The organism is Phenylobacterium sp., assembly GCF_019636135.1.
Lineage (GTDB): Bacteria > Pseudomonadota > Alphaproteobacteria > Caulobacterales > Caulobacteraceae > Phenylobacterium.
Genome location: NZ_JAHBYD010000016.1, coordinates 84686 through 98304, shown reverse-complemented (window position 1 = coordinate 98304; position 13619 = coordinate 84686). Strand labels below are relative to the sequence as shown.

General features: G+C 72.0%; 12 protein-coding genes. 9 read left to right on the top strand and 3 right to left on the bottom strand.

Translation table 11 applies throughout. The annotated features are described in order from the left end of the window. The first annotated feature begins 5 nt into the window (after positions 1–5). The 7 genes from KF737_RS12830 (at position 6) to KF737_RS12800 (ending at position 7586) form a co-directional block, all read left to right on the top strand. On the top strand, positions 6–1265 hold the full coding sequence (locus KF737_RS12830; protein WP_296455184.1) for an acyl-CoA dehydrogenase family protein: 1260 nt from the start codon (positions 6–8) through the stop codon (positions 1263–1265). Continuing rightward, the gene (locus KF737_RS12825) at positions 1262–2035 is read left to right on the top strand and encodes an SDR family NAD(P)-dependent oxidoreductase (protein WP_296455181.1); all 774 of its coding nucleotides are present in this window, start codon (positions 1262–1264) and stop codon (positions 2033–2035) included. Before KF737_RS12830 ends, KF737_RS12825 begins: the two co-directional genes overlap by 4 nt. 328 nt (positions 2036–2363) lie before the next feature. After that, complete coding sequence (locus KF737_RS12820; protein WP_296455178.1) at positions 2364–2672, top strand: hypothetical protein; 309 nt, start codon at positions 2364–2366, stop codon at positions 2670–2672. A 46-nt stretch (positions 2673–2718) separates the two neighbouring features. Further along, a complete protein-coding gene (locus tag KF737_RS12815; RefSeq protein WP_296455175.1) occupies positions 2719–4185 on the top strand; it encodes a class I adenylate-forming enzyme family protein in 1467 nt (488 codons plus the stop codon). Positions 4186–4234: 49 nt separating this feature from the next. Then, positions 4235–5206: an enoyl-CoA hydratase/isomerase family protein gene (locus KF737_RS12810; protein WP_296455171.1), complete on the top strand. Its 972-nt coding sequence runs from the start codon at positions 4235–4237 to the stop codon at positions 5204–5206. Further along, on the top strand, positions 5203–6213 hold the full coding sequence (locus tag KF737_RS12805) for a CoA transferase (protein ID WP_296455168.1): 1011 nt from the start codon (positions 5203–5205) through the stop codon (positions 6211–6213). The genes KF737_RS12810 and KF737_RS12805 overlap by 4 nt, the downstream gene beginning before the upstream one ends. Next, complete coding sequence (locus KF737_RS12800; RefSeq protein WP_296455164.1) at positions 6210–7586, top strand: amidohydrolase family protein; 1377 nt, start codon at positions 6210–6212, stop codon at positions 7584–7586. The genes KF737_RS12805 and KF737_RS12800 overlap by 4 nt, the downstream gene beginning before the upstream one ends. Before the next feature lie 75 nt (positions 7587–7661). Here the strand turns inward: KF737_RS12800 and KF737_RS12795 are convergent, their stop codons facing one another. The 3 genes from KF737_RS12795 to KF737_RS12785 form a co-directional block, all read right to left on the bottom strand. Continuing rightward, a complete protein-coding gene (locus tag KF737_RS12795; RefSeq protein ID WP_296455161.1) occupies positions 7662–9704 on the bottom strand; it encodes a M13-type metalloendopeptidase in 2043 nt (680 codons plus the stop codon). 125 nt (positions 9705–9829) lie between these two features. Beyond that, positions 9830–10582, bottom strand: a complete 753-nt coding sequence (locus KF737_RS12790; protein ID WP_296455158.1) for a Crp/Fnr family transcriptional regulator — start codon at positions 10580–10582, stop codon at positions 9830–9832. 263 nt (positions 10583–10845) lie between these two features. Continuing rightward, the gene (locus KF737_RS12785; RefSeq protein ID WP_296455155.1) at positions 10846–11331 is read right to left on the bottom strand and encodes a pyridoxamine 5'-phosphate oxidase family protein; all 486 of its coding nucleotides are present in this window, start codon (positions 11329–11331) and stop codon (positions 10846–10848) included. A gap of 116 nt (positions 11332–11447) precedes the next feature. Here KF737_RS12785 and KF737_RS12780 point away from each other — a divergent pair, with 116 nt between their 5' ends. Further along, positions 11448–11960, top strand: coding sequence for a thioredoxin family protein (locus tag KF737_RS12780; RefSeq protein WP_296455153.1), 513 nt, complete (start codon positions 11448–11450; stop codon positions 11958–11960). 70 nt (positions 11961–12030) lie between these two features. Next, positions 12031–13608 (top strand): DUF2235 domain-containing protein, encoded by a 1578-nt coding sequence (locus KF737_RS12775; RefSeq protein WP_296455150.1) that lies wholly within the window; start codon positions 12031–12033, stop codon positions 13606–13608. Positions 13609–13619 lie beyond the last annotated feature (11 nt).

The window sequence follows — 13619 nt, the reverse complement described above, 5'->3', positions numbered from 1 at the left end:
CGACCATGAACTTCGACGACACCCCCGAAGAAGCCAGGTTCCGCGCCGAGGTCCGCGCCTGGATCGACGCCAATGCGCCGAAGCAGCTCGAGGCCGAGCTGAAGCGCGCCAGCTTCGCCTCCAGCGGCATCGAGAGCATGGACCCGATGGCCGCCTCCAAGGCCTGGCAGAAGACGAAGGCCGAGGCCGGCTGGGCCTGCCTGCACTGGCCGAAGGAATACGGCGGCCGCGCCGCCAGCCCCATCGAACGCGTGATCTTCGGCCAGGAGGAGGGCGTCTACGGCGCGCTCTCCGGGCCGTTCGTGATCGGCCATGGGATGTGCGGCCCCACGGTGATGGCCTGGGCCGGCGAGGACTGGAAGCGCAAGCTGCTGCCGCCGCTGGCCAGCGGCGAGGAGATCTGGTGCCAGCTCTTCTCCGAGCCGGCGGGCGGGTCGGACCTGGCGGGCCTGCGCACCAAGGCGACGAGGGCTGACGACGGCTCCGGCGACTGGATCATCTCCGGGTCGAAGGTGTGGACGAGCGGCGCCCAGCATTCGCAGTGGGGCCTGCTCATCACCCGGACCGACCCCGACGTGCCGAAGCACAAGGGGCTGACGATGTTCTTCCTGCGGATGGACAGCCCCGGCGTCGAGGTGCGGCCGATCAAGCAGGCCAACGGGCAGTCGGGCTTCAACGAGGTGTTCTTCAACGACGTGCGCATCCCCGACGACCAGCGGCTGGGCGCGGTCGGACAGGGGTGGGAAGTCTCGCTCACCACGCTGATGAACGAGCGGCTGTCGATCGGGTCGGGGATGTCCAACGGGTTCCCCGAGCTGTTCCGCTACTGCCTGGAGGCCGAGATCGACGGGGCGCCGGCGGTGGACGATTCGAACGTGCGCTCGAAACTGGCCCAGTTCGCGGTGCGGCAGTCGGGGCTGAAGTACACCGGCATGCGGGCGATCAGCGCGCTCTCGAAGGGCGAGACGCCCGGGCCGGAGAACTCCATCGGCAAGCTGGTGGCCGGGGCCAACATGCAGGAGCTGGCGATGTTCGCCCTGGACCTGCAGGGCCAGGCGGGCGTGGTCTGGGATGCGGACAGCCCGCAGAACGGCCGCTTCCAGGGCATGCTGATGCGCTCGCCCGCCACCCGCATCGAGGGCGGCTCGGACGAGATCCTGAGGAACATCATCGGCGAGCGCGTGCTGGGCCTGCCCGGCGACATCCGCGTCGACAAGACCGTCCCCTTCAAGGACATCCCCACCAGCGGCCGGAGCAAGGCATGAGCTTCCCCCTCCCGAACAACTCGGTCGACCTGAGCGGCCAGGTGGCGCTGGTCACCGGCGCCTCGTCGGGGCTGGGCTACCGGTTCGCCAGGGTGCTGGCGAGCCAGGGGGCCAAGGTGGCCGTCGCGGCGCGGCGGCTCGACAAGCTGGAGGCGCTGGCCAGGGAGATCCGCGACGCCGGCGGCGTGGCCCTGCCGATCGAGATGGACGCCACCGACGCCGAGCAACTGATCGCCGCGGTCGCCAAGGCCGAGGCGGAGCTCGGGACCGTCACCATCCTGGTCAACAACGCCGGCATCCCCGACGCCCAGCGGGCGCACAAGATGTCGATCGAGCTGATCGACCGCGTGCTCGACATCAACGTCCGCGCGCCGTTCATCCTGTCGTGCGAAGTGGCGCGGCGGCTGATGGCGGCCGAGAAGCCCGGCCGGATCGTCAACATCGCCTCGGTGGCGGCGTTCTCGTACACCGGCGCAGGCGCGGCGCTGTATTCCGTCAGCAAGGCCGCCACGGCCCGCACCGCCGAGGTGCTCGCCGTCGAGTGGGCCCGCAACCACATCAACGTCAACGCCATCGCGCCGGGCGCCTTCGCCTCGGAGATGATGGACGGGATGCTGAGCCGGGTGGGCGACATCACCCAGCGCTTCCCGCGCCAGCGCCTGGGCGACCCGGCGCAGCTCGACTCGACCCTGCTCTACCTGGTCGGGCCGGCCTCGGAGGCGGTGACGGGCACGGTGATCCGCGTGGACGACGGGCAGGGCGGGCGGTAGCGCCGTCCTTCGTTCACCCTTTCCGGATCGTCATCCCCCGGCCTGTCCGGGGGATCCACTGGGCTCGGCGTTGGGAGATCGTGCGCGGTGGGAGACGATGGCTGGCTCACAGCCCAATGGGTCCCCCGGACAAGCCGGGGGATGACGAACCAGGGAAGGGATACCGCCGGAGGTGACGGCCGTGCCGGGCGTGGGTCCCGCCTCTACGATCCGCGCGCCGGCGGCGGCATCGTATCCGTAATCGGCGGTGTCGTGCGTGGACGCGGGGCGGAGCGCCCGCTAGTGATAGCGGCAACCAGAACAACCGGTACGCGGGGAGTTTGAACGGATGGAATTGAAGCCCGGATCGCGCTGGAAGAGTGCGGTTTGCGACACCGAGGTGGTGGTCGTGCGCCCCCCGAAGGCCGAGGCCTCGCTGGAGTGCGGCGGCTATCCCGTGATCGCGCACGCCGAGGCCAGGCCGGAGGGCAAGGCGATCGCCGAGGGCTTCACCGACGGCAGCCAGGCGGGCAAGCGCTATGCCGACGAGGAGACCGGCATGGAGGTGCTCTGCACCAAGACCGGCCAGGGCACGCTGACCATCGGCGGCCGCCCGATCGGCGCCAAGGAAGCCAAGAAGCTGCCCGCGTCGGACTGAGCGGCTGTTGGGGATCGCGAAGTTGCACACAGCCCTATTGCTCGACATGGCGGCGGACGCCGCGCCTGACCGGCTGGCGCTGGGGCCGCGCGCGGCCGGCCTCAGCTACCGCGAGACCCGCCGGCGGGCCCACCATGGCGCGGCGTTCCTCGAACAGATGGGCGGGGCCAACGTCGCGTTCGTAGGGCTGAACGGTCCGACCCTGCCGGTGGCGATCTTCGCGGCCGGGATGCTGGCGAAGCCCTTCGCGCCCCTCAACTACCGCCTGCCCGACGCCGACCTGAACAAGCTGCTCGCGCGCACCGCGCCGTCGGTGGCGATCGTCGACGACGACATGGTCCCCAGGCTGGCGGCGGCCGAGGCCGTGAAGGTGGTGAGCCGCAGCGCCTTCGAGGCGGCCTGCAACATCCACGGCGACTGCGAAGCCGAGTTCCTGGACGCCGACCACGACATCGCCGTGCTGCTGTTCACCAGCGGCACGACGGGCGAGCCCAAGGCCGCGATCCTGCGCCACGCCAACCTGACCAGCTACGTGATCTCCACGGTGGAGTTCCAGGGCGCGGAAGGCGACGAGGCCGCGCTGGTGAGCGTGCCGCCGTACCACATCGCCGGGATCAGCGCGGTGCTGACCGGCATCTACGGCGGACGGCGCATCGTCCACCTGGAGGCCTTCACGCCGGAGGCCTGGGTGGCGGCCGCCGCGGCCGAGGACATCACCCACGCGATGGTGGTGCCGACCATGCTGGGCCGCATCCTCGACGTGCTGGCGGCGCGCGGCGAGACGCTGCCGTCGATGCGGGCGATCAGCTACGGCGGCGGGCGCATGCCGCTGCCGGTGATCGAGCGTGCGCTGGACATGCTGCCGCACGTGGACTTCGCCAACGCCTACGGCCTGACCGAGACCAGCTCGACCATCTCGATCCTCGGCCCCGACGATCACCGGATGGCGCTCTACTCGGACGACGAGGCGGTGAAGAAGCGCCTGGGCTCGGTGGGCAAGCCGCTGCCGACCCTGGAGCTGGAGATCCGCGGGGCGCACGGCGAGGTGCTGGGGCCGAACCAGTCGGGCGAGATCTACGTCCGCGGCGAGCAGGTCTCGGGCGAGTACACGTCGAAGAAGGTGATCGGCGCCGACGGCTGGTTCGCGACCAACGACGGCGGCTACCTGGACGAGGAGGGCTACCTCTTCGTGGAGGGCCGGCTGGACGACGTGATCGTGCGCGGCGGCGAGAACATGAGCCCGGGCGAGATCGAGGACGTGCTGCGCGAGCATCCGGCCATCGACGACGTCGCCGTGCTGGGGCTGCCCGACAACGAATGGGGCGAGAAGGTCGCCGCGGTGATCGTGGCGAAGGACGCCAAGCCCTCCGTGGACGAGCTGAAGGCGTTCGCGAAGGCGCGCCTGCGGTCCTCCAAGACGCCGGAGGTCTGGGAATTCCGCGACGCCCTGCCGTACAACGACACCGGCAAGCTGCTGCGCCGCCAGCTCAAGGCCGAGATGGCGAAGGGCTGACCCGCCTGTCCGCGCGGGGGTATGGGTGAGGAATGCGGGACGCGCGCCGATGCCTGACCTGATCGCCGACCTGACCGAGCTGGGCGGCGCCGGGATCGCGGTCACCGAGCTGGGGCGCGACGCGCCGCCGGTGGCGGCGACGCCGGGCGTCGTGCAGGTCGGCGTGTGGCGCTCCGGCCCGCTGCCGGGTGGGGCGCTGGAGCCGTTCGACATCCTGCTGAGCGACGAGCCGGGCGCGCCGGGGCCCTGGGTCGGCATGCCGGCAGGGAAGCTGGACGGCGCGGTCGCGCAGTTGAAGGCGGCGGTCTCGGCCCAGCCGGTGGCGGCGGCGGTCTGCGCGCAGGTGCTGCGGATGTCGCTGTCGGTCTCGCTGGACGAAGCGCTGGCGCTGGAGTCGATGGCCTATTCGATGCTGCTGGCGTCGGACGGCTTCCGCTCGTGGCGGGCGGCGAACCCGCCCCGGGCGCGCGGCGACCTCGGCAAGCGCGTCGAGGTGGCGGTGGGCCGGGCGATCGAGGTGCGGCTGACGCGGGCCGAGCGGCGCAACGCCTTCGACGCCCGGATGCGGGACGAACTGGCCGAAGCGCTGGGGTTCGCCCTGGAGCACCCCGACGCGCCGCCGGTCGGCCTGAGCGGCGACGGACCGTGCTTCAGCGCCGGCGGCGATCTCGACGAGTTCGGCGCGGCGGCCGATCCGGGCCAGGCGCACCTGATCCGCACCCTGCGCTCGCCGGCGCGCCTGGCGGCGGCGCTGGGCCCGCGGCTGACCGCACGGCTGCACGGCGCCTGCGTGGGCGCAGGCGTCGAGGTTCCGGCGGCGGCGGGGCGGGTGGCGGCGGACCCGGGCGCGCACTTCCGGCTGCCGGAGGTCTCGATGGGCCTGATCCCCGGCGCCGGCGGGACGGCCACGATCCCGCGGCGCGTGGGCCGTCGGCGGGCCTGCTGGATGGCGATCTCCGGCGCCGACATCGACCTGGCGACCGCGCTGGCCTGGGGCCTCGTCGACGAGGTGGCGGCGTGAGGGATTTCGACGCGGTGCTGGGCTCCCTGTCGGCGCGGATCGCGCGGCTCAGCGGCAGGCTCGGCGCTCGCGTCGACGTGGCGGCCATGGGGATCACCTCCCGCGAAGGCCTGCTGCCGCTGGACCCGCCGGGCCGCATCTCGGCCAACCGCGCCTGCCGCTTGGTGCGTGCCGCCGACGGCTGGATCGCGGTGAACCTGGCGCGCGACGAGGATCGCGAGCTGGTCCCGGCGTGGCTGGGGGGCGAGTGGGGCGAGCCCGCCTGGGACCAGGTCGAGCGGCTCGCCCCGGCGCGGATCGTGGCCCGCCTGCTGGAGGACGGCGTGCGGCTGGGCCTGCCGGTGGCGGCGGTCGGAGAGGTCGCGGCGGCGCGGCCCCAGGCCGGGACACAGGCCTACTGGCCCTCGCGGGCGCGGTCGGGGCCGCCCAAGGTGGTCGACCTCTCGGCCCTGTGGGCGGGGCCGATGTGCGGCGCGATCCTGGCGGCGGCGGGCTGCGCGGTGACCAAGATCGAGAGCCTGTCGCGGCCCGATCCGACCTGGACCTCGACGCCGGAGTTCCACCGGCGGCTGAACGGCGCCAAGCGCGCGTGGTCGGTCGACCTCTCCGATCCGGCCGGCCGCGCGGCGCTGCGCGAGGCGGTGCTGGCCGCCGACGTGGTGATCACCGGCGCGCGGCCGCGGGCCTTCGGCGCACTGGGTTTCCATCCGCATGAGCTCACCGAGGGGGGCGCGGTCTGGGTGGCGATCACCGGCTACGGCTGGGCGGATGGCCATCGCGTGGCGTTCGGCGACGACGCGGCCGCGGCCGGCGGGCTGGTCGCCTGGAGCGAGGCCGGCGAGCCGCGGTTCCTGGGCGACGCCCTGGCGGACCCGGTCACGGGGCTGGCGGCGGCCGTCGGCGCGCTGGAGGCGCTGACCGGCAATGGCGCGGTTCGCGTGGACGCCGGGCTCGCGCTCTGCGCCGCCGGCGCCGCGGGCGTGATGGGCCTGGCGCGCGCGGCATGACGCTCGCGATCCGCAACGTCGAGGTGGACGGCCGCGCGGGCCTGGACGTGCGGATCGTGGACGGCCGGATCGCCGGGATCGGGGCGGGCCTCGCGGGCGGCGACGAGATCGACGGGCGGGGCGGAGCGTTGATCCCCGGGCTCTGCGACCACCACATCCACCTGTTCGGGCTGGCCGCGCGGGCGGACTCCGTGACGCTGGAGGGCGTCGAGACTGCGGATCGGTTCGCGGCGCGGATCGCCGCGGCGACGGCGGCGAAGCCCGTGGGCGCCTGGGTCCGCGTGCTGGGCTACCACGAGACGATGGCGGGCGAACTGACCCGCGACGTGCTGGATCGTCTCGCGCCGCGGCATCGGCTGCGGGTGCAGCATCAGACGGGCTCGCTGTGGGTGCTGAACAGTGCGGCCCTGGCCGCGCTGGGCGAGGGCGACGACCCGCCGGGGCTGGAGCGCGACGCCGGCCGCATCTGGCGGGCCGACGCGTGGCTGCGCGCGCGGATCGGCGCCGAGCCGCCGCCGCTCGCGCCGATCGGGGGGGTGCTCGCGCGCCAGGGCGTCACCGCGCTGACCGACGCCAGCGTGACCACCGACGCCGACGCGGCCGGGCGGCTGGCGGCGGCGCACCGGGCGGGCGAGCTGCCGCAACGGCTGACGCTGATGAGCGGCGGGCCGCTGGCGACGCCGGCCGACGGCGCGTTCGCGGTCGGGCCGGTCAAGGTGCTGCTGGACGACCATGCGCTGATCGACCTGGACGACTTCGTGGGACGGATCGCGGGGGCGCGGGCGCAGGGCCGCAAGGTGGGCGTCCATTGCGTGACGGCGGCGGAGCTGGCGCTGAGCCTGGCCGCGTTCGGGATGGCGGGCGCGGAGCCCGGCGACCGGATCGAGCACGGCGGCGTCATCCCGCCGGACGCCATCGGTGAGCTGAAGGCGCTGGGCCTCACGGTCGTGACGCAGTCGGCCTTCATCCGCGAGCGGGGCGACCGCTACGCCGCCAACGTGGCGGCCGAAGACCTGCCCGACCTCTACCGCTGCGCCAGCCTGCTGGCGGCGGGCGTGCCCGTGGCCGGCAGTTCGGACGCGCCCTACGCGACGCCCGATCCGTGGGTCGGGATCGCCGCGGCGATGGCGCGGCGGAGCGCGGGCGGGCTCTCGATCGGCGCCGGCGAGGCGGTGGATGCCGCGACCGCGCTCGGCCTCTACCTTGGCGATCCCGCCGCGCCGGGGCGCCGGCGACGGCGCGTGGCCGTGGGCGAGCCGGCCGACCTCTGCCTGCTGGACGCGCCGCTCCGGGACGTGCTGGCCCATCCCTCGGCCGACCGGGTCGCCGCGACCGTGATCGCGGGCCGGGTCGTGCATGCGGCGAACCCCTGAGGGTTCCGCCCGGGCCCCGATCGCCTCGGGGCTGTCGACGGGGCGGACGCGGGCCGGGGCCCGCGCCCTCCAGGGTCACCAGATGTCGACGCGGTCGGCGGGGGCGACGTAGAGCTTGTCGCCCGGCTGGACGTTCCAGGCGTCGTACCAGCCGGGGATGTTCCGGATGACGCCGTTGACGCGGAAGTAGGCCGGCGAGTGCGGGTCGGTGACGACCTGCTGGCGCAGCGCCTCCTCGCGGCTCTTCTCGCGCCACACCTGGGCCCAGCCGAGGAAGACGCGCTGGTCGCCGGTCAGGCCGTCGATCACCGGCGCGGGCCGGCCCTTCAGCGAGGTGTGGTAGGCGTCGAGCGCGAGCGACAGGCCGCCCATGTCGCCGATGTTCTCGCCCATGGTCAGGCCGCCCTGCACCTTGGCGCCGGGAACCGGCTCGAACGCCGAGTACTGGGCGCCCAGCCGGTCGGCCTGGACCTTGAACTTGCCGGCGTCCTCGGCGGTCCACCAGTCGCGCAGCACGCCGTCGCCGTCGGACTTGCGGCCCTGGTCGTCGAAGCCGTGGCTGATCTCGTGGCCGATCACCCCGCCGATGCCGCCGTAGTTGATGGCCGGGTCGGCGTCCGGATCGAAGAACGGCGGCTGCAGGATCGCGGCCGGGAAGACGATCTCGTTGTTCGGCGGGCTGTAGTAGGCGTTCACCGTCTGCGGGGTCATGCCCCACTCGGACTTGTCGACCGGGCCGTCCAGCCGGGCGACCTGGCGGCGCCACTCGTAGGCGCCCGAACGCAGGGCGTTGCCGTAGAGGTCGTCGGCCTTGAGCTGGAGCGCGGCGTAGTCCTGCCACTTCGAAGGATAAGCGATCTTGACGCCGAACTTGCCGAGCTTCTCCAGCGCCTTTTCCTTGGTCTCCGGGCCCATCCAGTCGAGCTTCTCGATGCGGGCCTTCAGCGCCGTGCGGATGTCGACCACCAGGGCGTCCATCTTCACCTTGGCGTCCGGCGGGAAGTAGCGGGCGACGTACACGCGGCCCACCGACTCGCCGATGGTCCGGTCCATGAAGGCGGCGGCCCGCTTCCAGCGCGCCTGCTGCTCGGGCTGGCCGGCCAGCTCCTTCAGGCGGAAGGCGTAGTTGGCGTCGACGAAGCGCTTCGAGAGGTACGGCGCGGCGCTGTCGGCGAGGTGGAAGGCCTGCCAGGCCTTCAGCGTCTCGAGCGAGGTGTCGCCGTAGATCTTCGCCACCTTGGGGAAGGCGGTGTTGGTGGTCACCACGATGCGGGTCACCTGCGGCACGTCGCTTGCCGCCAGGTAGGTCTTCCAGTCGAACCCCGGCGTGTAGGCGGCGAGCTCGGCGGTGGTCATCGGATTGTAGGTCTTGTCGCGGTCGCGCCGCTCGATGCGGCTCCAGCTCGCCTCGGCGAGCCGGGTCTCGAAGTCGACGATGGCCCTGGCGTTCTCGGCGGGCTTCTCCCAGCCGGCCATGGCCAGCATCTGCTGGACGTACTCCTGGTACTTGGCCTTCTTCGCCGCGAAATCGGGCTTCAGGTAGTAGTCGCGGTCGGGCAGGCCCAGGCCGGCGTTGCCGGTGTAGACGGCGTACCGGGTGGTCGCCTTCTGGTCGACCTGGATGCCGATCGGGAAGATCGAGGTGAAGCCGGTGGTGTTCGACTTCGCCATCAGGGCGGTGAACTCGGCCTTGGTCTTCACCTTGCGGACCTGGGCGAGCGCCGGGGCCAGCGGCTTGGCGTCGAGCCTTTCGGCCAGGGCCTCGTCCATGAACGAGGCGTAGCCGGCGGCGATCTTGGCGGCGTCGGGGTCGGTCAGCCTGCCCGCCTTCGCGTCCTCGAGGATCGCGTGCATGCGGTTCTCGCTGAGCTCGCGCAGCTTGTTGAAGTTGCCATAGCGGGTGCGGTCGGCCGGGATCTGCGTGCGCTCGTCCCACTTGCCGTTGGCGAACTTGAAGAAGTCGTCGCCGGGCTTCACCGAGCGGTCCATGCCCGAGAGGTCGAAGCCCCAGGTCCCATATTTGGGCGAGGCCAGCGTCGAGGCGTCGGGGGCGTCGGCGGCGTAAGCGGCGCCGGCCAGCAGCGCGAGGGACGCTCCGGCAAGCAGGATTTTGCGCATTCCAGAAACCATAGGTCTTTTCTCGATCTCGTTGCGCCGCTTCCGGGGGGCGGAAGCGGGGAAGCGCGCAAGAAACGAGGAAAATCCGTGCCGCGCAATCACTACGCGGCGAGCGGTCGGTCCGGTCAGGTGTCGCCGGTGGCGTAGCGGCGTGGGCGGTCGTCCCTGGGCGCGCGCCCCAGCAGGCGATCGTAGTTGCCGCGGATCACGCCGTAGCACTCGCAGCTCAACTGCTGCAGGGCCTGGCGGTCGACCACGTCGACCACGCCGCGACGGTATCGGATCATGCCCTTCTCCTGCAGCGAGCGGGCGACGGCGGTCACCGTCGTGCGCTGCACGCCCAGCATGTCGGCCAGGAATTCCTGGGTCAGCGCGATGGTGTCGGTGGAGATGCGGTCGTGGCAGGTGAGCAGCCAGCGGCAGAAACGCTCCTCCACCGAGTGCAGGGCGTTGCAGGCCACCGACTGGATCGCATGGCCGTAGAGCGCCTCGGTGTGGCGGTCGACGAGGTCCCGCAGGGCCGGGCTCCTCGTCCAGGCCTCGTGCAGGCGCTCGACGCCGATCCGCGCGGCGCGCAGCGGCGTCTGGACGATGGCGCGGCTGAGCGACTGTCGCGGCGCGACCGCGGCCATCAGGCCCAGCGCGCCCTCGGGGCCGATGGTGGTCGACTCGATGGCCGCGCCGTTCTCCATCAGCGTCATCAGCGAGACGACCCCGTCGTGCGGGAAGTAGACGTGCTCGATCGGATCGCCGGGGTCGTAGAGCAGCCGGCCGCGCTCGAGCTCCACCTGGACGAGCTGGGGGGCGAACAGCGCGAGGTCGGCCGCAGGCAGAGCTTCGAGCAGGCTGTTCTGCAATGCGGGTGCGGGCCTTTGCATCGGGGACTGGAAACGCCGCGGTGCGGCTTGGGTTTCAAGCTATCGACGCGCGTGGCCCAAGACTGTCGAGTACTCGACTCACATGGGGCGGGACGGGTGAATCCAGGCGAAATGGTCGCAGGGGAGATCAATAGAGGACGACCGCGCCAGCTTCAGGCATGGTCGGATAGTCGACGCAACTATAGCTGGGTGACGCGGTCGCCGCCGAATCGGCGGGAATCAACGTTTGCCGATCCGGCGCCGTTCCGCCGTACCTGCGCCGATCAGTGGAAGTTCAGGTCGCGTCGTTCGCCCACGTCCGGCGTGGTCTTGCCGGCGTTGGCCTTGGCGAGCTCGAACGCATACTTCAGCAATCCGCCTTCGGTGATCCACACCGCGGCGTCGGTCACGTCCAGCTTCAGCAGCGTGAGCGTGGGATCGTCCTTGCCGTCCGGGTACCAGGCCGCGACGTGGGCGTTCCAGTACCTGTCGATGCGGGCGCGGTCGTGGTCGAGGCTGATCCGCCCGTCGATGCAGGCCTGCAGCTTCCTGTCCGTGAAGATGAAGGCGGCCTCGGCGCCGGCGTCGATCGCCCGGGCGAGGTCGGTGTCGTTCCTGGTGAAGAACCACAGGGTGTTGGTGTCGCGCTCGACGAAGGCGGTCATCGGCTGGAAGTGATGCCGGTCGCCGAGCAGGCCGAGCATGCCGGTGTGGTGGTCTTCGACGGCGCTCCAGAGGCGGTCCTGGACGTCCTTGTCGCTGAGGGTCATGTCATTCTCCGGTCGGGGGTGCAGCGCTAACCGCCGCCGGGCTCCGCCTGTTCCCCCGAAGGGTTGACCGCGGCCGTTCCGTGACCAGATCCTAGGCGACCGATGGGAGTTTCCCGATGATCCGCCTCGCCGCCGCGGGCCTGCTCGCACTCAGCCTGGCCGTTCCGGTCGTCGCGGCGCCGGCCCCCAAGGTGTCGATCACCGACTATGCGCAGCTCAGGACGCCGCTGCCCTATCCCTATGACGAGGCGGCCGACGCCACGGGGGACCTGAACCGCGCGCTGGCCAGGGCGAAGGCGTCGGGCAAGCTGGTGCTGATCGACATGGGCGGCAACTGGTGCGGCGACTGCCGGATCCTGGCCGCGACGATGGAGCTGCCGGAGCTGAAGGCGTTCCTGGGGAAGCACTACGAGATCGTCCAGGTCGACGTGGGCCGGTTCGACAGGAACCTGCAGGTTCCGGCCCGATACGGCGTCACCACGCGCCTGGAGGGCGTCCCCGCGCTGCTGGTCGTGGACCCGAAGAGCGGAAGACAGCTCGTGGGCCGCGCGGACGTGGCCGCCCTGGCCGATGCGCGCCACATGACGCCGCAGGCGTTGGCCGACTGGCTGGCGAAGTGGACGCGCTAGCGGCGCTCGCGAGGGTGTTGACGCAGAGGTAGCTCAACCTGAGAGTGGTCTCAGGGAGAAGGCTGTCGAGATGCCGGAGAGGAAGAGCGCAGGCAGGGCGTCCGCGGCGGGGGCGGCGGCGCGGCGCGACACCGCCCACGACCGCAAGCGCCTCGCGGTGTTCTGCGACGGAACGTGGAACGACCTGCGGATGAAGAACCTCACGAACGTGGCCCGCCTCGCCAAGTGCGTGGAGCCGCGCGGGTGGGACGGTCGGCGGCAGGTGGTGTTCTACGACTCCGGCGTCGGGGTCTCGACGGGGGTGAGCCGGCTTGCCGACTGGCTGGTCGTGAAGCTGGGGGGCGCCATCGGGGCCGGCCTCGACGACAAGATCGAGAGCGCCTACCGCTTCCTGGTCCTGAACTACCAGCCGGGGGACGAGATCTTCGTCTTCGGCTTCTCGCGCGGCGCCTACACCGCGCGCAGCCTGTGCGGGCTGATCCGCAAGTGCGGCATCGTGCGGCGGGACTGCTTCGAGCAGATCCCCGACGCGATGAACCACTATCGCGACACGTCGAAGACGTACGACCACCACGACCTGAAGGACTTCCGCGCGCGGCACACCCACCAGGCGCCCGGCTCGGACCCGCCGCGGCCGATCGCGACCGGCGCCGCCGACGCGACGGCGGGGGCCTGGGCCGACCGCGCGGTCGATTTCGGCCTGCCGGACGCGAGCCCGCAGGCCGAGGCGCCGGCGCGGCCCGCCGGCGCCCGGGAGACCGACAGGGAGTTCGTCTGGCTGCCGCCCGATCCGCCGCCGCTGGATATCTACCGGCTGATGTACCTGGGCGTGTGGGACACGGTGGGTTCGATGGGCGTCCCCGACACCATCCCGTTCCTCTCGCGCCTGGTGAACGGGCGCTACAAGTTCCTCGACACCAACGCCAGCGACCTCCTGTTCTCCATCCGCCACGCGTGCGCGATCGACGAGGACCGCAAGTCGTTCGACATCACGCCGGTCCAGAACATCCACCGCCTGAACCAGGCGTGGGCCGCCGCGCACGGCAAGCAGGTGGACAGGCCCGAGGAGGCGGCGACCTACGTGGCCTACACCGATCGACCCTATCAGCAGCAATGGTTCCCGGGGACGCACGGATCGGTCGGCGGCGGCAACCCGGAACTCGGGCTGTCGAGCGGAGCGCTGGTCTGGATCGCCGTCGGCGCGCTGCGGGCGGGCCTGAAGTTGAACTGGGACGCCGGGAACGGCCCCGGCGAAGGGTCCGAGCTCGGCGAGGCCAAGAGGCTCCGCAGGGCGACGGCGCCCTACCGGATCAAGGCTGACCCGAGGAACCCCAGGAAGGCGGTCCCGCTGGCCCCCTGGGCCTTCGACGGCATCGGGCTGGTGACCGGCTATGCCGACCGCGTCGGCAGGATTCCCGGCGCCGACCTGCCGAAGAACCCGCAGGCGCCGGAAGAACTCAGCGCGATGGCGCTCGACCGGCGCGCGGCCGATCCGAAGTACCGGCCCGCGACGCTGCGCGACGTCTTCCCGGGCGAGAAGCATCCGCCGCCGCCCTACCGGATCGTGGCGGGCGCCCTGAAGTGGGCGGCCATCGTCGCGTTCTGGGGGATCGTGGCGTACCTGTTGTGGCGCGCCGTCCCACGCTAGGGCCGGCGGCG

Bases quoted from the DNA above. Each gene is read 5' to 3' on its own strand.
- KF737_RS12790 (WP_296455158.1), bottom strand. From the start codon at position 10,582: ATGCAAAGGCCCGCACCCGCATTGCAGAACAGCCTGCTCGAAGCTCTG.
- KF737_RS12825 (WP_296455181.1), top strand. From the start codon at position 1,262: ATGAGCTTCCCCCTCCCGAACAACTCGGTCGACCTGAGCGGCCAGGTG.
- KF737_RS12820 (WP_296455178.1), top strand. From the start codon at position 2,364: ATGGAATTGAAGCCCGGATCGCGCTGGAAGAGTGCGGTTTGCGACACC.
- KF737_RS12800 (WP_296455164.1), top strand. From the start codon at position 6,210: ATGACGCTCGCGATCCGCAACGTCGAGGTGGACGGCCGCGCGGGCCTG.
- KF737_RS12795 (WP_296455161.1), bottom strand. From the start codon at position 9,704: ATGCGCAAAATCCTGCTTGCCGGAGCGTCCCTCGCGCTGCTGGCCGGC.
- KF737_RS12775 (WP_296455150.1), top strand. From the start codon at position 12,031: ATGCCGGAGAGGAAGAGCGCAGGCAGGGCGTCCGCGGCGGGGGCGGCG.
- KF737_RS12815 (WP_296455175.1), top strand. From the start codon at position 2,719: ATGGCGGCGGACGCCGCGCCTGACCGGCTGGCGCTGGGGCCGCGCGCG.
- KF737_RS12785 (WP_296455155.1), bottom strand. From the start codon at position 11,331: ATGACCCTCAGCGACAAGGACGTCCAGGACCGCCTCTGGAGCGCCGTC.
- KF737_RS12810 (WP_296455171.1), top strand. From the start codon at position 4,235: ATGCCTGACCTGATCGCCGACCTGACCGAGCTGGGCGGCGCCGGGATC.
- KF737_RS12830 (WP_296455184.1), top strand. From the start codon at position 6: ATGAACTTCGACGACACCCCCGAAGAAGCCAGGTTCCGCGCCGAGGTC.
- KF737_RS12780 (WP_296455153.1), top strand. From the start codon at position 11,448: ATGATCCGCCTCGCCGCCGCGGGCCTGCTCGCACTCAGCCTGGCCGTT.